The following is an 18,029-nucleotide window of genomic DNA, read 5'->3' on the forward strand; positions in this document are numbered from 1 at the left end:
ATCTACGTCAAACTATACCATATATGTCCTTTTTGTTGCAAAAAGAAATAGGCCGCGCCGGACGCATGCCTATTTCTCCTGCATTACATTTGCGAACGAAGCTTCTCCACGCTTTGCGCGGTTTGCTTCCAATCTTCTTCCGTAACGTCCGTTTTGCTGTATTTGGCTTTTTCAAACTGGAACAGCACCGTATCCAGCTCCGCAGCCATCCAGTTGCTCTGCTTCGTCCATCTGCGTACCGCTTCACGCAGCGTCTCATGCTCTTCGCGCACATAGCCGTAACGCCGGAATATGCGCAGCAGCCGTTCGCACTCGAAGATGATTTTTTGCTTCAGCAGCAGCGCACGCCTGCGGCGGGCCCATTCCATGATCAAATCGATCAACTGGAAGCGGCGCGCCAGGAAAGCCAGCACGGCAATCACGACAAGGACAGCGGCGCTCCAGCCGATATGCTTCCCGGTAATCCAGCCGCTGTCCGTTTCGGTCAAATCCGGCGCAGTCGCCGGGATTGCCGAGGTATCGACAGCCAATTCTTCCTCTGGTACGGCGCGCGGAAGCACGAAGCCGGCCGTCGGTTCGAACGGAATCCATCCGTATCCGGCAAAATATACTTCCACCCACGAGTGCGCATCCGAGTTGCGCACGGTATACAGCCCGCCGACATCCGGATCGAGTAAGCCCTCATCCATCGTGAGGCCGAGCATCTCTTCATCGTACGCGCTCGTGCCGGAGGCGTACCCTTTTACCCAGCGGGCCGGAAGACCGAGCGTACGCGCCATGACGACCATGGCGGAAGAATAGTAGTCACAGTACCCTTCCTTGATTTCAAACAGAAACCGATCCACGAAGTCGCGGCTGCGTCCTTTGGACAAATCCGGCTTATTCGTGTACGGATACGCCGTTTGCAAGTACTGCTCCAGCTTTTTGGCCTTATCGTATGCATTTACCGTATCCTTGGTAATGTCGGCCGCCAGCTTCCGTACGCGTTCTGGCAAGTTGTCGGGAATCTGCAGAAAGTCGGCCATGTCCGGTCTCGGCGACTCGGCCGGCAGCTTGCGCAGCGCTTCCTCGTCGATGACCGGCATTTGCGACACGACGGTATACATCTTCGGGTAAGGCTGCCGCTCACTGTAGCGAAGCTCGGACTGCGGCGCGTTCCATTGCAGCGGTTCAAACCCGCTCTTCGCGCCGTTAATGTCCGCAATCTTCTCCATCGCATAAGCGCCGAATAATACGGGATAGCGCTGGTCCGTCAGCAGCGTCACCGTCTGGACGACTTCCACGGTTTTCACTTTGCCGGCCGCCTGTCTCGGGTCCGGCACAACCGCCGCATCCGGCCGAACCGCGCTCCAGGCGCCCCGGCGTTCGCTGTCGCTCTCGTCCCAGCCGCGGCCGGTGTACAGCGAACGCGTCTCGCCCCGCCAATACCCGCGATGCGTCGTATCGATGGTCATGACCGGCGTGTAATCGAACTGAAACCCGCCGCCGAGCATCGTGTCGCTGCGGCTGTAGCCGGACGACGAATCGTAACCATCGATGGCGGCGGACACTTGAACGCCTTTGCCTGTGGTGAAATTCACCGGTTCGCCGCGAAATTGCCTCCATGCGGTGTACGGATCGGTCAGCAGCGGCCCGGTTTCGGGCATGAGCGCCCCTACAGCCACGGTCATGCTGATCAGGCTGATCACCGGAACCGCGATGGAAGCCGGGTAATCCGCAAGCCGGCTCCAGGCTTCCGGATCTTTGCGGCGCAGGCGGCTGAAGTGGCTGAGAATAAGCAGAAACAATCCGCAGCCTACGACGATGGCCACTTGAGGCCACAAATAGATGGACGAGAAGGAATCGCGTACACAGAGGGCGAGCACGCTGACGATCAGCAGCAAATAAATGCGCCACTTCGCTTCCGCGAACCAAATGACGGTCAAATACGTGACCCAGGCGCCAAGCCCGAACCAGAGATAAGGGGTAAGCTCATATAAATTCAAAAATAATTGCGATGAAAAGAAGCTCTGCAAATCCATTGAATCGATCACGTTATAGTGTTCAAGCACCCATACGTTGATCGCCACGATGGCAATCAGCTCCAGTCCCCCGCGTACAAGCCAGTGAAGCCTCGGCAAGTGCTCGAACAGCGCGGTCGCCAGCAAGGCGAGCTGTACGATGACGACCGTCTCCGGCAGCCACATGCCCTCTTCCTTGCTGAACCAGATCGTAAACTGCAGCAGGAAAATACCGCACAGCAGCACTGCAAGCCGGTGCGTCCACCCTTCCCACAGCAGTCTTCTCCACCATGTCATCGTTTTGCTCATCCGCTCCGCCCCCCTAACCGGGTCGGAAGCTCCGGCAGCGTCTGGATCGCGTAGCCGGCAATTCCTTTGGCTTTCAGCTGCAGCATCCAGCTATCCTTCGCGGCAGGATCGCTAACGATCCAAAGATGGCAAGGATTCATCTGCTGCTGCTTCAGCCATGTCAATATTTGCAGCATCGGTTCGCCCGAGAGCGGGCTGACGATCGCCATAAAGCTGCCGGGCACAAGCTGCGGCACCTTCTCCAGCAGCACTTGCTTCAGCCCGACCGGACCGTCGGCCTCCACGTCGATAAAATGCTGCATCGCCGTGTTATAGACGGATTGCCCCGAACGGGGCTCGAAGTATACGTCATCGCTTCCCCGCGAAACGAGGCCGAAGGAGAGATCGCGAGTCGAGCCGTATTGGAACAAGGACGCCGCCACCGAAACGGCCAGCTCGAACGTTTCTTCCCCGCCGTATCCTTTCGCGAAGCGATCCAGCACCAGGTACGATTTCGGGAGCGATTCGCGCTCGAATTCCTTCGATTTCCACGTGCCTGTCTTGGCCGTAGCGTTCCAGTGAATCCGCGAGATGCGGTCGCCGTATATATATTCGCGCACCCCGTTAATTTGCGTCGTTTCCCGGGAAGCCCGCGTCGTCGTCGAATGGTGGTTCGTTCCTTTCAGCATATGGTGGAATTGCTGCCATTCGCGGATCGGGACCATTTGCGGCAGCACGGAAATGCTCTGAGGCAAATCAATTGTGCCGCTATGCTCGAACAAGCCGAATATATCTTCGGTCACGCATTCTGTCCGGCCGAAATAATAATGCCCCCGGCGCATGGACGGCGTCTTGTACTCCCAGTGGGCCCTCCGCCTCCAGTCCGGCACAAGCGTTGCCTCGAACGTGAGCTCCCGCCCGGTCTTGTGGAACAAACGGTCCTTCACGAATATATACGGCATCGGCCAGAAGCCGGGGATTTGCAGTTGCAGCGAAACCGTCAGAGACGTACCCGCTTCCACCGTCGACCCGTAGTCGACATTGGACAGCGTGCGGTTGCCCTGGGTTCTTCGAATGCCGCTCCATTGCCCTAGCAGCAAGTAGACGCTAAGAATGGATATAATAATAAACAGCATGAAAGCCAGCTTCCCGCCCTGGAACAATAAAAATCCCAGACTACACAAAAACGTGAGGAGCACCGCCCAAAATTTGCGGCTGTACCGCGGCCGTTCCGCCAGCTTGTGGGCATAGGAAGATTTCATCATCGTCACTTCTCCCAACGTACGGGCACTTTCACCTGCTGGAATACGGATTGAAGCACGGACTGCACCGTCGCTCCCTCCATTCTGGCTTCCGCCTGGAGCAAAATCCGGTGGCCCAACACGTAAGGCGCCAAAAACTTGATGTCATCGGGGATTACGAAATCACGCTCATTGAGCAGCGCATACGCTTTGGCCGCTTGTACGAGTGCCAGGGTAGCCCGCGGACTCGCGCCCAAAAAGATTGCGGGATGCTCCCGCGTCATACGAATAATGGCAACCAAATAAGCCGCTACCGCTTCTTCCAGATGGATCTGCTTGACCAGCTGTTGAATCGCGAGAATTTGGTTGCTTTCCGCAACAGGCTCGAGCGCGTCCAGCGGGTGCACTATGCTCTGCGAAACGATCATGCGCATTTCGGTCTGCTCGTCGGGATAGCCCAGACTGAACTTCATCATAAAACGGTCGAGCTGCGCTTCCGGCAAAATGTAAGTTCCCTCGAAATCGATCGGGTTTTGCGTCGCGAGCAGCAGGAACGGCTTTGGCAGCTCATGCGTCTCCCCGTCTACGGTAATATGGCGTTCTTCCATCGCTTCGAGCAAGGCCGACTGCGTCTTCGTCGTCGCGCGGTTAATTTCGTCGGCAAGTAATATATTGGTCATAATCGGACCCGGCCGGAACATGAACACTTCATCCCGGGGGTGATAAATGGATACGCCGGTAATATCGGTAGGAAGAAGATCAGGATTGCATTGTATGCGGCGGAACTGGCCGCGAATGGATTTAGCAAGCGCTTTGATCAAAACCGTTTTGCCCGTTCCCGGCACGTCTTCCAGAAGCACATGGCCTCCGGCCAGCATCGCCGTAAGCAGCAGTTTGATTTCATCGGTTTTGCCTAAAATGCATGATTCCAAATTTTCTTGTATCCGCTTTAACGCTTGAACTTCTTCTCTGATCATTGTCTCCATGTTCCGGTCCTCCTTGAGTAGTGGGCTCGTATTATATACGCAACAAGAGGTCTAAAGTTCTATCTTCTTGTTTATGACAACAAACAGAAAGTAAGCAGCTTATTTACATTGTACAGGATTCCAAATTCGCCGTATACTTGTAAAAATGCTGAAATTGTTTGTATAATTACACATTTCAGATTATTTTTACTAATCGCCGTTCAGCTCCAGGCGGAACGCCGAAAAAGCACCGGGAATATCCCGGTGCTTCTCTTGTGAAATCCGTATTATCCTTGCGGTTTGAACACGAGCGCCGCCAGGAAAGAGAAGATGATCGCGGCCGAAATCCCCGCACTCGTCACCTCGAAAATACCAGTAATGATTCCGATCGCGCCGTTCGTCTTCAGCTCGGCCAGCGCGCCATGCACCAGCGAGTTGCCGAAGCTCGTAATCGGAACGGTGGCGCCGGCCCCGGCGAACTCGATAAAGCGTTCGTACAAGCTTTTGTTGCCGATCACGATGCCGTCGATCACGGCGCCGGCCACGACGAGCGTGCTCATCGTATGCGCAGGCGTCAGCCGCAATACATCCATCAGCAGCTGACCTACAACACAGATGGCTCCCCCGACGACAAAGGCCCAGAAAAACTGCATCCAGTTCATTTCGTTCCCTCGCTTTCTATGGCAACTGCATGCGCGATGCACGGGATGCTTTCACCCTGCTGGAACGACAGCGGGGATAAGAGCGCTCCCGTCGCCACGACAAGCACGCGCTTCAATTCGCCCTTGCTCATCCGTTTCAATATATGCCCGTACGTGACGGTAGCCGAGCAGCCGCAGCCGCTTCCTCCCGCCTGCACGTCTTGCTTTTCCAAATCGTAGATCATCAGTCCGCAATCGTAATAATTCGTCTGGTGGATTGGAATATTATGCTTTTCCAGCAAATCGCAAGCAATCTGATAGCCTACCGATGCCAGGTCTCCGGTCACGATCAGATCATAGTAGCCGGGCTCGCGCCCGAAGTCGCGGAAGTGGGACTGCATCGTATCCACCGCCGCCGGCGCCATGGCCGCTCCCATATTGAACGGATCCTTGATGCCCATGTCGATCACCCGCCCGATCGTCGCTCCCGTGACGACCGGTCCTTTGCCTTCCTTCGCTACGACGGCCGCCGCCGCTCCCGTCACCGTGTACTGCGCCGTAGGCGGTTTCTGCGAGCCGTATTCCGTCGGGTAGCGGAACTGCTTCTCCGCCGTGCTGTTATGGCTGCACGTACCGGCCATGACCCGATGGCCGAAGCCGGAATCGACGATCATCGAGGCGATCGCAAGTCCCTCCATCGAGGTGGAGCAAGCGCCGAATATGCCCAAATACGGGATTTGCATCGTCCGGACAGCGAAGCTGTTGCTTATAATTTGATTCAGCAAATCACCGCCGACATAAAACTGAATATGATCCTTCGTCGTACCGGCATTTTCGATCGCCAGCTTGGCTGCTTCCTCCAGCAGCCTCTTCTCCGCCTTCTCCCAGCTGTCCTGCCCGACGAGCGAATCGGCATGCACGATGTCGAACTGGTCTCCCAGCGGACCTGAGCCTTCATCCGGTCCCACGACGGTGGCAGTACCAATGATGACGGGACGATTCGTAAACTCCCAGCTTTGATACCCTTTCAGCATCTTATTTCACCCCCACGCCAAACGCCAGGTGAATCAAACCGATGATGAACGCAGCGACCGTGCCGAAGACGATAACGGAGCCGGCCAGCTTGAACATATTGCCGCCGACCCCGAGAACGATGCCCTCACTCTTGTGCTCGAGCGCCGCGGAGCATACCGAGTTGGCGAAGCCGGTGACCGGTACGGCCGAGCCGGCGCCAGCCCATTGCGCGATTTTATCGTAAACGCCGAAGCATGTCAGCACGACGGAAATAAAGATCAGCACCGCAACTGTCGGATTGCCTGCCGTCTGCTGCGTGAAGCCGAATACGTTGATGAACAACTGCATCAAGCACTGGCCGATAAGACAAATAAAACCGCCGACCAGAAACGCGCGGAGGCAATTTTTGAATACGGGGCGGGCCGGTTCCCGCGTTTTGGCGAGCTCCTGATATTCCTGCTGCGTCCAGGTTAGCTTCTGCATCTTCGTCTTCGTTGACAACTGCGATTCCCCCTTTGGAATGATCGTTAATTTAACGCTTGAGCAGCGGCGTAACGGCTTCGACAACCTTGGCCATTTGCTCCGAGCAGCGGCCGTACATGCGCTTGGCTGCAAACTTTTCCGTCGCCAGGCTGAATAGCGCAAGATCCGCCTCGCATTTTTTTAGCGTAGCGAACAGCGTCTCTTTCTGAGACGCTTGCGGGAGCTGGAGCATGTCGTCAAACACATCGACCCGAAGCTGGCCGTAGGCGTCCACTTGTCCGAGAAATACATTCTCCAAGGTTACGCCTATTTTCTCCAACTCGGTGAGCAACCATTCCCGGCTCAAACCGTACGCAGCCAGCGGCTCGTCCAATATGCTGCCGTCCATAATGACCGTCTGCGTCTCCCGTTCCGGACCGACTGCAATCCCCAGCTTTTTCGGAGTCAGCGGCTGATGTTCCGGTTTAAGCAGCACGCTCAATTCCCCCGTCGTTTCCAGTACGGCGAATTCAACGTCAGCCATATTGAAGACGTTTTTTTTACGAAGCCGCCCCAGCAGCTCATCGGCGGAATAGCGTTCTTTTTTCAAATTCTCCTCGAGCACTTTGCCTTCCTTAATAAAGATCGTGCCTTTGCCCTCGACGAGCTCCCTGATTCTTTTGCTTCTGAGCGAGATCAGCTCGAATAGGAGCGGAACGGAGAACCAGACCGCTATAGCCGCGATGCCCAGCATAAAGTGGGCTCCAATATCTGTAGAAATGAATCCGGCAAGCTCCCCGAGCGTAATGCCCGCTACATATTCAAAGAAGGTGAGCTGGGAAATTTGTTTTTTTCCCAAAATACGGGTAAGCAAAAACAATACAGCGACAGCGACTATCGACCGAACCGCAATGTGCGTCCACTCCGGCATTGTACTCAACTCCTTTTGTATTCAAAGCATGATCGTTCATGATCATGCGCACGCGGCAGCTGGAACATATAAATTATTTGCCAAAAGCGATTTTGTTATTTATTGGATATTTTTTACATTCATTGCACAAAAATAGAATGTACATATTATCGAGGTGGAGGTGAGGACAATGACAGTTGCATCCCAAGTCAAAACGACGCTGGCTTCCCTGAAAAGCGCGCAAGCAAGCCTTGAAACGTTCGCGCTGAGCACGCAAAACCAGGAAGCGAAATCGATTTTTGAAAACTGCGCGAAGCAAACGCAGCAAATCGTGGATCAAGTAAGCGGCCGCGTGCAGCAGCTCGAAAGCGAGGAGCCGCAGTACAAAGGTTTCTAATTCGTCTCGACGCAGCAAAAACAGCCTTTCCCGATCGCGGGGAAAGGCTGTTTGCTTTGGGGCGCGCTATACAAACGATATGACGATCAGCAGCAGTACAAACAGGACAAGAATCAGCAAAACCTCAGAATGCAATGATTCCATACAAGTTCCTCCATCCGGGAAGTCGGCTCGCTGGTGCATCATATGACCTGCATAAAAAATTAGCCTGTGCTTTCGCCCAGCCTATAGGCGTTTTTTGAAATCGATGTTATAATATGTTCATTGTTCACGTTAACATAAACTTTTCTTGCGGAAAGAGGCGATTCATTTTCATGACTATTCAATCGAAAGAGCAGCTGCTTTCTTTTGTTTCGGAGACGGTTAAAACGACCCCGGTCACCGACATTCATACGCATTTGTTCGCGGAATCGTTCGGCGATTTGCTGCTGTGGGGCGTCGACGAACTGCTCACTTACCATTATTTGATCGCCGAGACGTTCCGCTTCCGGCCGGATCTGTCTTACGACGTTTTTTGGCAAATGTCCAAGCAGGAGCAGGCCGACCTGATCTGGCAAACGCTGTTCATCGAGCACACGCCTTACAGCGAAGCATGCCGCGGGGTTATCACCGTCCTGAACCGTCTTGGCTTTGATGTATCCAAGCGGGATTTGGAAGAATACCGCGCTTATTTCCGCAACGTGAAGGCAAGCGATTACATCGACCGTATTCTCGGACTCGCGAAGGTTAAGACGGTTGTCATGACGAATGATCCGTTCGACGCCTATGAACGAGGCATATGGGATCAAGGCGAGAGCGTCGATTCCCGTTTCCTGGCCGCGCTCCGGATCGACCCGCTGCTCAATTTGTGGGACACTTCGTGGTCGAAGCTTGTGGAGCAAGGCTATCGGGTGAATCCGGATCTTTCCGGAGACACGATCGCGGAAATACGCCGTTTCCTCAAGGACTGGATCGCCCGCATGAACCCGCTTTATATGGCCGTGTCTTTGCCTAACGATTTTGCCTATCCCGAGGATTCCGTTCGCGTCCGTATTATCGATGAGTGTATTATCCCGGTCGCGCGGGAAGCCGACATCCCATTTGCGATGATGATCGGCGTGAAACGGAAGGTGAATCCTTCTCTTAAAGACGCCGGCGACAGCGTAGGCAAAAGCGATATCGGGACGGTGGAGCGGATCGTCAGCAAATACCAGGATGTCAAATTCCTCGTCACGATGCTATCCCGCGAGAATCAGCACGAACTCGCCGTAACCGCGCGGAAAAACCGCAATTTGCTCGTATTCGGCTGCTGGTGGTTTTTGAACAACCCGAGCCTGATCGAGGAAATTACGCGGATGCGGCTGGAGCTTCTCGGCGGCAGTATAATCCCGCAGCATTCCGATTGCCGCATCCTTGATCAACTGCTGTACAAATGGGATCATTCCCGGGGCATAATCGCCAAAGTGCTGTGCGACAAATACGGCGATTTATTCGATGCCGGCTGGCGCGTCACGGAAGAAGAAATTCGCCGGGACGTAGAGGATTTGCTGGGCGGTGTTTTCTGGAAATTCCTTGGAAAACCCGATCCTGCGGCTTGATTCTATCGTATACAGACGAACAGCCTCCCTGTTGAATGGGGGGCTGTTGTTTTATTGCCGGCTGAGCGGAATGATGGCGTCCTATCTCCCTTATTCAGCCCAAAAACCTCTCCTGCCGATTTCGGAAAGAGAGGTTTTTGGGCTATGCATTGCTATTTCATTGCTATATCGTTAATGCAACTTTACGATCGCTTCAACGTCAACGGACAGCACGTTCCCGGCTTTCACGGAAAGAAGACGCTGCACGACAACGATGGCTTGCGCACGCGTCGTTGTTTCCTCCGGAGCGAGATTGCCGCCTTCCAGCCCTTGCATCATGCCTTTCTTGACCGCTTCCTTCATCGCACCGGCGGTATCTGCAATCGTTGCCGGAGCCGTTGTTGCAGCGCGGACAGCCCATCGTGCCAGCTCGCCTCGCGTCGCCGCGCCGTCCCATTCGCCCTGAAGATCGCCCGGCAGCAGTATGCCTGCAGCCTCCAATGCTTTCTCATACGGCGCATACCACGGCTGTCCAGCCTCTGGTTCAGTGACATGGAGCTTTAACGCCGACGCAAGGAGCTTCACAAGCTCGCTGCGCGCAATGGAGTGGTCCGGACGGAATGAGCCGTCCGGATAGCCGTCCGCCATGCCTTGCGCCACCGCCTCGTTGATGGCGTCTAGCGCCCAGTGCCCGGCCAAGTCGCCGAACACCGGATTGAACCCGGCAATCATTTGCGGGGTCGAACGGCTCTTATAGCCTCCATCCCCCAACTGTCCGCCGCCGTTGGAACCCCACGTCCACACATCCTCATTCTTGTCGATTGCCGCCGTATGATAAGTGCCTGCCGCTACGAATTGAATGCCCGCCGGCGCCTTCACCTGAACGGCCGTGTTCCGGTTGTCCGTCGTGCCGTCGCCCAACTGGCCGAACAAGTTATTGCCCCATGCCCATACGGTACCGTCCGATTTGACCGCAAGGGCGTGGTAAGTGCCGGCTGCGATCGATTTAACCCCGTACAAACCGCTGACCGGCGCCGGATCTTTACGGCTGGACGTCGTCCCGTCACCCAACTGGCCGAACGCGTTGTAGCCCCAAGCCCACACCGAGCCGTCCGCCTTCAATGCCAGCGAGAAATTGCGTCCGGCCGCGATCGCCGTCACTTCCTCCAGCTTGGGAACGGCGACCGGACTGCGGCGCGGCATCGTCGTCCCGTCGCCTAATTGTCCGGAGCTGTTGTCTCCCCATGACCATACATGTCCGTCCGGCGTTAACGCCAGCACATGATATCCTCCGGCTGCGACCGCTTGAATAAGCGGCAGCCCTTCGACCTTAGCCGGAGTCGTGCGGTCTTCACCCAGCCCGTCGCCGAGCTGGCCGAATGAATTGTCGCCCGAAGTCCACACCGAGCCGTCCGCCTTCATAAAGACGCTGAAATTGTTGCCCACGCCGATCGATGCGACATCTTTCAAGGACGGCACGGCCGCTGGCGTGCTTTTGTTCTCCGTCGATCCGTCTCCGAACTGACCTGCCATATTGCTTCCCCACGCCATGACGGTCCCGTCCTTCCGAAGCGATGCCGCTTGCGTCAGTCCCGCCGACAGCTGCGCCGCATCCCGAAGTCCGCTTACGAATTGCGGGGAATTTGCAAATACGTTCGACCCTGTCCCGAGCTGTCCATACGTATTTTCCCCCCAGGTCCATAGTTGTCCATCCTTGATCACTGCCGTAAAACCGTCGCCGGCAGCAATCGGAAGCGGCGTGAGTTCGTTCTTGTAGGACAACGTGCTCTCGGGAGTATCGGTTTTATTGACGAACAGCGAAAACCGTGGCAGCATGACAGGCGAGGTCCGGTTCGTGGTCGAACCGTCCCCAAGCTGCCCCATCGCGTTAGAGCCCCATGTCCAGACCGAACCGTCGGACTTCATGGCCATCCCATGGAAGGAACCGCTGCCGATGAGCTGCGTATGCTCGAAGCCGTCAATTTTGCTGAAAATCATCTTATTGTCCGTATTGCCGATACCCAGCTGTCCGAATTGATTGCCGCCCCAAGTGTACAAATCCCCATCCTTGGACATCGCCATCGCGTGCGTGTTGCCCGCCGCAATCGCGGTAATGCCTCTTAAGCCGGTGACGACTTTCGGATTGGCAGCCACGTTAATGTAATAGGAGCCATACGAACTCCCTAATTGTCCCGTCGTATCGGAGCCCCAGGCGAATACGGAGCCGTCTTCCTTCAGCGCCAGCGAAAAGTTGTTGCCCGCCGCAACCGCCTTGACGTCCTGAATGAACTCGACGAATACGCGGTACGTTCGCTTGCCGCCTACTGTCCCGTAGCCCAGCTGTCCGCCATTGTTATCTCCCCAGCCGACAACCGTCTTTTCTTTCGTAACGGCCAGTATGTGATTGACGCCGGATGCGATGCTCGTAATTTCGGGTAATCCGACAACCTCCTTCGGCGTATCGTGATCTTCCGTCGTCACGTCGCCGAGCTGGCCGTAATCGTTGTCACCCCAGGCAAATACAACGCCGTCCTCGCGAAGCGCGACGGAATGATTCGCGCCTGCCGCGATCGCCATAATGGAATTCAAGCCTTCAACATGCACCGGGTTACCGCGATCGGTTCTGGAGCCGTCGCCAAGCTGTCCAGAGTTATTAGCGCCCCAAGCCCAGACCGACCCGTCTTTCTTGAGGGCCAGCGTATGGTTGTTTCCCACCGCGATCGCTTTCACGTCGGTCAAATCAGTCATCCGACTTGGCGTGTAGCGGTTGACCAGTTTACCTGCGCCCAGCTTGCCGCGCTGATTGTCACCCCAGGTCCACACGGTTCCGTCGGTTTTCAAAGCGACGGTATGACCAAGGCCGCCGGCGATTTGCGCGATACCGGCATCCCCCTGAGCGGACGATGTGTCCGCCCAGGCCGGTCCTGCCGCTGCAAAGGAGCCGAGCATAACGAGCAAAGCCAATCCGATCTTCAGCAGCAGCGCTAGATTGAATTTGGTGTGTATGATTGCGTTCATAGTTCCGCTTCTCCTCCATGCTTTTTTCATAAGGTTCGCCCTACCTGTCTAGGCATTAGGGGTATGGTCCGTCTGTAGGGATGGAGGGCCTTGCCGTTTAAATTTGCGGCGGATGACATCGATACCGCCATCCATCAGCATGTAGACAACCGGTACGAGCACGAGCGTGATCATCGTCGAAAGCGTCAAGCCGAATGCGACGACGGTGGCCATCGACGCTTGCGCTTCGGCGCCTTCTCCGAATCCGATAACGAGCGGCAGCATCGCGAGTACGGTTGTCGCCGTCGTCATCATGATCGGACGCAGCCGGATTCTTCCCGCTTCCAGCAGTGCTTCGCGAAGCGCATAGCCGCGTTTGCGCAGCTGGTTCGTATAGTCGATCAGCACGATCGCATTGTTAACCACGATCCCGACGAGCATGATCATCCCCATGACAGAGTTCATGTTAATCGTCCGGTCGGTCAGCCAAAGTCCCAATATCGCGCCGATAAACGTCGGCGGCAGCGAGAACATAATAATAAACGGACCGTACAGCGATTCAAACTGGCTCGCCATAACCATGTATACAAGCACGACCGAAAGAATCAGCATCATATACAAGCTTTTGAACGTATCGTTGGTGCTGCTCTTCGACGCCAGCGAGATCGAGTAACCGTCCGGCGCCTGAATCGTATCGAGCCGCTCTTGCACCAGCTTCTCCACATCGCCGATCGCCGCCCCGCTAACGGACGCTTGCACGGTCGTCAGACGCTGCTGGTTAATGTGGCGAATCTGGATCGGGCTGTAGCTCGGTTGGACTTTTGCAATGGCGCTAAGCGGAATTTGCGCGCCGCCGGAGCCGTTAATAATAATTTGATTGAGATTTTCCAAATTGTTCGTAAATTCCTGCGGATACTTTACGACGACCGCAATCTGCGTATCTCCCGTTTTGAACTGCGTCGCGACGGAACCTTGGTACGCCGTCCGCAGCGAGGTCATTACTTCCCGCCTCGTCACGCCGTAATAGGAAGCGGCGTCGCGGTCGATCGTCAGGTCAAACGCCGGCACGCTGCGTTCCAGCGTATTTTGAACGCTTCGCAGCTCTGGAAGCGTGCGCAGCTCCTCGGCGACAATGTCGCCCAGTTTGCCGAGCACCGCCATATCCGGACCGTTCAAGCTGACGGTAATATCCGCGCCGCCTCCGCCGCCGAGTCCGGGAAGCCGGACGGAAGAACGGGCGTTGACGTTGATCTGCGCCCCGGGATAGCTCTGCGTGAATGTACGGATCTGTTCGACGACCTGTTCGGTTTTCAGCTTCCGCTCATGGATCGACTTCAGTGTGATCGCGATGTTGGCGGAGTTCGTCGAGGCCGTTTGGAACGAACCGCCACCGCTGCTTCCGACGGTCGTGAATACCGTTTCGATGTCGGAAATGTCTTTAAGTCTTTCCTCCACCTTACCGGCGATGTCGTTCGTAATTTCAAACTTCGTGCCTTGCGGCAAGCTAATGTTAATGTTCAATTGCCCCTCGTCCGTCCGCGGCATCATCTCCGAGCCGACGAACCGGGACAAATACACGCTGCCGCCGAGCATCGCAACGGTAAGCAGTACGATCGTCCAGCGATGACCCAGCGACCAGCGAAGCAGCGCCGTGTAGCCGTTCGTGAAGCGGTTCATCCCGCGGCCGAACCATACGGCCGGATTGTACGATCTTCCTTCCGGCAGTTCTTCGGAATGATGCTTCGTCAGCAGCTTGGCTGCGAGCATTGGTACGAGCGTGATCGCCGCAAACAGTGCAGCGATGTGGGAAAAGCTGATCGTCAAGGCCATCGGTGCGAAGAAGTTTTTGATAATGCCGTTAATGAATACGGTAGGCGCGAACACCGCGATTTGCGCAAGCGCGGAAGCGAGTACAGCCGTGCCGACCTCCGCGGTGCCTTGTTTGGCTGCTTCTACCGGCGATAATCCTTCTTCTTTCTTGCGGAATATGCTCTCCAGCACGACGACCGCAAAGTCGACGAGCGAGCCGAGACCGAGCGCAAGTCCACCGAGCGTAATTGTGTTGATCGTCTGATTGGCGAAATACATCATGCTGAACGTGCTGACAACCGAGATCGGGATGACGACGCCGATAATGAGCGTCGCGCGAATGCTGTTCAAGAACAGCATTAACACGATAATCGAGAAGACGGCGCCAAGCAGCGTATGCTCGATGACGGTATTAACCGAGTTTTTAATAAATCGCGACGTATCGTTCAGCACGTCGATCTTGACGCCTTCCGGAAGCTTGCTCCGGATGTCCACCAGCGACTGGCGGATATTGTCCGCCACCGAAACCGTATTGCCGTCCGACTGCTTTAATATCGACAAGCTCACGCTCGTCTCACCATTGCGGCGCGCATCGAAGGTTACATCTTGATACTTGTCGACGATCGTTCCAACTTCCGAGACCGGAATCGATTGACCGCGGGAAAGCGGAATACGCACTTTCTCAATTTCACCGGTCGATTTGAACTCGCCGTCGATTCGCAAAGGAACGAGCTGCTCCCCCTTGTACACGAGGCCGGCGTCGGTCGACTGGTTGTCGTTGGACAGCGCCTGCGTCACCTGGTTAAAGGTGAGTCCGTATTGGGCCAGTTTATTCTGGTCTAGCAGCACTTGAATCTGTCTTACACGTCCGCCGGTGACTCCGACGGAGGCGACGCCTTCGATACGCTGCATCGCCGGGCTAACGATATTGTCCGCCAAATCCCGCAGCGAAATGAGGTCCATATCGCTGCCATACAGCGAGAGGCTCATGATCGGCGCACTGTTCGGGTCGGCGCGGGACACGACCGGCGCGTCGGCGTCAGCCGGGAGCTGGCGCCGTACCCGGTCCAGCTTGTCGCGCATTTCCAGAGTCGCCTGCTCAATGTCCGTGCCGTAATTAAACTGTAAAGTAACGTTACTTGAACCGGTTCGTGAGTTTGAGGTGACTGAGGTGACGTTGGCTATGGTCGCCATCGACGCCTCGACTCTTTTGGTCACCTGGCTTTCCACTTGCGCCGGCGAAGCTCCCGACCAGCTGACCGATACGGTTGCAGTCGGAATTTCCATATTTGGATACAAGTCAACCGGAAGCAGAGGCGCTGCGATCGAACCGACGATCACAAGCGCAATCATGAGCATTAATATTGTGACGGGCCGATTGACCGAAAAATTAGCTAAATTCACTGGCCTCCACCACCTTGCGCACCGCCGGTCGGAGCGTTACCTTGTGCCGGCCGCTGCCCTTGACCCTGCTGCTGCGTCTGACCACCTGCCGACGTCTGGCCTTGCGTTTGGCCTTGCTGACGCTGGACGTTTTGTTGGTTGTTTTGCTGGTTGTTTTGACCGTTTTGCTGACGCTGGCCGTTCTGCTGACCGTTCTGCTGGCCTTGACCCTGCTGCTGCTTCGGAGCCGCGCCTTCCTGACCGGGCTGTACAACTTGAACGGCGGCCTTGTCGGACAGCATCTCCTGTCCTTTGACGACGATTTCGTCGCCTTCCTTCAGTCCGCTCGTAATTTCAAACAGCGAGCTCGTCAGCGCTCCGACCTTGACGTTCACTTTCTTCGCGCGGCCTTCCTGTACGATGAACACCGCGTTTCCGCTCGGTTGGCTGATGACGGCATCGGCCGGAACCATAATCGCTTTGCGTCCCTCGTTCTTCAAGCTGGACGATGCGAACATGCCGGGCAGCAGTTCTTTCTTCGGATCGTTGATCTGAATATCGACGCCGTACGATTTCGTAACGGAATCGAGCGTCGGGCGAATGACGGTAACGATACCGTCGAACGCTTTGCCAAGTGTCGGAACGTTAACCTTCATTTCCATTCCGACCTTGATTTTACCTACGTTCGCCTCGGAAATGCTGACTGTCGCCTGAACCGGGTCCAGCGCCGCAATGGACACGATGTTGCCGTTGTTTCCGGCATTTTGCCCGATCGGTGTATTAATCGCCGTAACGACGCCGTCGACCGGCGAAGAGAGCACGCCATCCTGCAGCTGCTCCTCGAGTACGCGCAGGTTGTTTTGCGCCTGCGACAGCTGGGCTTCGTTCACCGCCATGCTTGCGTTTTTATTGTTTTCGAGCGTCTGTTCGGTTTGCGCCAGCTGCGCTTTCGTAACGTTCAAGTTCGTCTCGAGCGATGCCAGCGTATTCTGCAATGAAAGCTGGTCTTTCTTCAACGATTGCTGGTTCGATTCCATAATGACGGCGAGGTTATTCTGCGCGTTGGTAAGCGTCAATAAATCGCGGTTCAGCTGCTCCTGCGCCGTTTGTACAATCTGGGAGCTTTGCGCCGCCGCGAGATCCGCTTCCGCCTTGGTCAGTGCGGATTGCGCGTTGACCAGTGCCGTGGTCGGCGTCTGCTGCGACTGGTCATAGGCAAGCTGCGCGGCCTGAAGCTTGGCGATCGCGCTGTCGATTCCTGCCTTATCGCCTTTCGAAAGTGCGTTCTGGTAAGCGATGGCCGCCTGCTGCACTTCCAGTTGACGACTCTGCAGCGTATTGGACGAAGTGGCCGTCTGCCCCTGCAGGCTGTCCTGCTGCTGACTCAAGGTATTCTGGGCCGCAGCAAGGTTTTGATTATATGTATTGATTTGCGTATTCAGCGTCTGCTGCGCCAGGGCGACCGTCTGCTTGGCCGCAGCGATCGTATTCATCTGGTCACTGACCGCTTTATTATAGTTGGCTTGCGAAACGGCGACCTGCTGCTGCGCGGCGGCGACGGAATTTTGCTGATCCTGGATCGCTTTGGCCAAATTCGCCTTTTGCAATTCAAGCTGCTTCTCTGTCGAAGCGACGGTGTTCACCTGATCGCTCTGCGCTTTTTCGTACTGGGCGCTGGTGACGGCGAGGCTGGCTTGCGATTGCGAGATTTGCTGCTGCAGCTGCGTCGTATCGATCTGGGCGAGCGGCTGCCCTTTCTTAACGTGGTCGCCCACCTTGACCATAATATCGGTAACCCGGCCTGTCACCCGGGAGGAAATATTGGTCGTATATTGAGGCGTGATGGATCCGGTAAACACCTGTCCGCCCCCGACCTCCTGCATCTTAACCGTCTGCGTCTCAACCGCAAACTGGCGAGGGCCCGAACGCTGCTGATTAGGCTGTCCGGCCGCACCCTGCTTCGGCTTTCCCACTCCTCCGTTCAGCAGCGTAACACCGGCAACGGCAACGATTGCAATGACCGCGATCGTGACCATCAACCACTTTTTCGATACATTTTGCATCCACCTGATCATGACCATTCCTCCATGTGCTCTACTTGCGGTAAAGTAAACGCTTTCCGATCCCATAAACGGATGTTGGACATCAAAATTTCAGCCGCTTTTCCCGTTTGAGCGCGCTGTCCTAAGATCAAATTAGCCTACATTCATGATCAAATTGTGATCTAAATGTGAAAAAAGTGTGAAAATCTTCAAAAAAGTCACCCTCTCCTAAACGAAAGGGTGGCTTAACAAAGGAATAGCTGTTGAAGCTCGGTTCAAGCACCGGAGCGAGTTGCAGCAGCGATATAAAAATAGAAAAAGGAC

12 protein-coding genes are annotated in these 18,029 nt (G+C 55.6%); 2 read left to right on the forward strand and 10 right to left on the reverse strand.

The window, feature by feature from the left end:
* Positions 1-83: 83 nt before the first annotated feature.
* The 7 genes from KXG62_RS20175 to KXG62_RS20205 all read right to left on the reverse strand — a co-directional run bounded on the left by KXG62_RS20175 (position 84) and on the right by KXG62_RS20205 (position 7,542).
* The gene (locus KXG62_RS20175) at positions 84-2,309 is read right to left on the reverse strand and encodes a transglutaminase TgpA family protein (RefSeq protein WP_218093812.1); all 2,226 of its coding nucleotides are present in this window, start codon (positions 2,307-2,309) and stop codon (positions 84-86) included.
* On the reverse strand, positions 2,306-3,553 hold the full coding sequence (locus KXG62_RS20180) for a DUF58 domain-containing protein (RefSeq protein WP_246627547.1): 1,248 nt from the start codon (positions 3,551-3,553) through the stop codon (positions 2,306-2,308). Before KXG62_RS20180 ends, KXG62_RS20175 begins: the two co-directional genes overlap by 4 nt.
* Before the next feature lie 2 nt (positions 3,554-3,555).
* On the reverse strand, positions 3,556-4,515 hold the full coding sequence (locus tag KXG62_RS20185) for an AAA family ATPase (protein WP_218093813.1): 960 nt from the start codon (positions 4,513-4,515) through the stop codon (positions 3,556-3,558).
* Positions 4,516-4,781: 266 nt separating this feature from the next.
* A complete protein-coding gene (spoVAE, locus tag KXG62_RS20190) occupies positions 4,782-5,147 on the reverse strand; it encodes a stage V sporulation protein AE (RefSeq protein WP_218093845.1) in 366 nt (121 codons plus the stop codon).
* A gap of 5 nt (positions 5,148-5,152) precedes the next feature.
* Positions 5,153-6,169 carry a stage V sporulation protein AD gene (gene spoVAD, locus KXG62_RS20195; RefSeq protein ID WP_218093814.1) on the reverse strand — a complete coding sequence of 339 codons (1,017 nt, stop codon included), beginning with the start codon at positions 6,167-6,169 and terminating at the stop codon, positions 5,153-5,155.
* A 1-nt stretch (position 6,170) separates the two neighbouring features.
* Positions 6,171-6,632, reverse strand: coding sequence for a stage V sporulation protein AC (gene spoVAC / locus KXG62_RS20200; RefSeq protein WP_218093846.1), 462 nt, complete (start codon positions 6,630-6,632; stop codon positions 6,171-6,173).
* A 49-nt stretch (positions 6,633-6,681) separates the two neighbouring features.
* Positions 6,682-7,542, reverse strand: a complete 861-nt coding sequence (locus KXG62_RS20205) for a DUF421 domain-containing protein (protein WP_218093815.1) — start codon at positions 7,540-7,542, stop codon at positions 6,682-6,684.
* A 169-nt stretch (positions 7,543-7,711) separates the two neighbouring features.
* Between KXG62_RS20205 and KXG62_RS20210 the strand changes: the two genes are divergently transcribed.
* Positions 7,712-7,918 (forward strand): DUF1657 domain-containing protein, encoded by a 207-nt coding sequence (locus KXG62_RS20210; RefSeq protein WP_218093816.1) that lies wholly within the window; start codon positions 7,712-7,714, stop codon positions 7,916-7,918.
* A gap of 314 nt (positions 7,919-8,232) precedes the next feature.
* Complete coding sequence (locus KXG62_RS20215; RefSeq protein ID WP_218093817.1) at positions 8,233-9,495, forward strand: glucuronate isomerase; 1,263 nt, start codon at positions 8,233-8,235, stop codon at positions 9,493-9,495.
* Positions 9,496-9,666: 171 nt separating this feature from the next.
* Here the strand turns inward: KXG62_RS20215 and KXG62_RS20220 are convergent, their stop codons facing one another.
* The 3 genes from KXG62_RS20220 to KXG62_RS20230 are packed head-to-tail and all read right to left on the reverse strand — an operon-like array spanning position 9,667 to position 17,738.
* Positions 9,667-12,492, reverse strand: a complete 2,826-nt coding sequence (locus KXG62_RS20220; protein WP_218093818.1) for an RCC1 domain-containing protein — start codon at positions 12,490-12,492, stop codon at positions 9,667-9,669.
* A gap of 48 nt (positions 12,493-12,540) precedes the next feature.
* The gene (locus tag KXG62_RS20225; protein ID WP_218093819.1) at positions 12,541-15,684 is read right to left on the reverse strand and encodes an efflux RND transporter permease subunit; all 3,144 of its coding nucleotides are present in this window, start codon (positions 15,682-15,684) and stop codon (positions 12,541-12,543) included.
* Entirely contained in the window at positions 15,681-17,738 is a 2,058-nt protein-coding gene (locus KXG62_RS20230) for an efflux RND transporter periplasmic adaptor subunit (protein WP_218093820.1), read from the reverse strand. The genes KXG62_RS20225 and KXG62_RS20230 overlap by 4 nt, the downstream gene beginning before the upstream one ends.
* Between the last annotated feature and the right edge of the window lie 291 nt (positions 17,739-18,029).

The organism is Paenibacillus solanacearum (assembly GCF_910593845.1).
GTDB classification, from domain to species: Bacteria; Bacillota; Bacilli; order Paenibacillales; family NBRC-103111; genus Paenibacillus_G; species Paenibacillus_G solanacearum.

Excerpts from the sequence above, each read along its gene's own strand:
- KXG62_RS20185 (WP_218093813.1), bottom strand. The coding sequence starts at position 4,515 with ATGGAGACAATGATCAGAGAAGAAGTTCAAGCGTTAAAGCGGATACAA.
- spoVAC (WP_218093846.1), bottom strand. The coding sequence starts at position 6,632 with ATGCAGAAGCTAACCTGGACGCAGCAGGAATATCAGGAGCTCGCCAAA.
- KXG62_RS20205 (WP_218093815.1), bottom strand. The coding sequence starts at position 7,542 with ATGCCGGAGTGGACGCACATTGCGGTTCGGTCGATAGTCGCTGTCGCT.
- KXG62_RS20180 (WP_246627547.1), bottom strand. The coding sequence starts at position 3,553 with ATGATGAAATCTTCCTATGCCCACAAGCTGGCGGAACGGCCGCGGTAC.
- spoVAE (WP_218093845.1), bottom strand. The coding sequence starts at position 5,147 with ATGCAGTTTTTCTGGGCCTTTGTCGTCGGGGGAGCCATCTGTGTTGTA.
- KXG62_RS20175 (WP_218093812.1), bottom strand. The coding sequence starts at position 2,309 with ATGAGCAAAACGATGACATGGTGGAGAAGACTGCTGTGGGAAGGGTGG.
- KXG62_RS20210 (WP_218093816.1), top strand. The coding sequence starts at position 7,712 with ATGACAGTTGCATCCCAAGTCAAAACGACGCTGGCTTCCCTGAAAAGC.
- KXG62_RS20220 (WP_218093818.1), bottom strand. The coding sequence starts at position 12,492 with ATGAACGCAATCATACACACCAAATTCAATCTAGCGCTGCTGCTGAAG.
- spoVAD (WP_218093814.1), bottom strand. The coding sequence starts at position 6,169 with ATGCTGAAAGGGTATCAAAGCTGGGAGTTTACGAATCGTCCCGTCATC.
- KXG62_RS20230 (WP_218093820.1), bottom strand. The coding sequence starts at position 17,738 with ATGATCAGGTGGATGCAAAATGTATCGAAAAAGTGGTTGATGGTCACG.
- KXG62_RS20215 (WP_218093817.1), top strand. The coding sequence starts at position 8,233 with ATGACTATTCAATCGAAAGAGCAGCTGCTTTCTTTTGTTTCGGAGACG.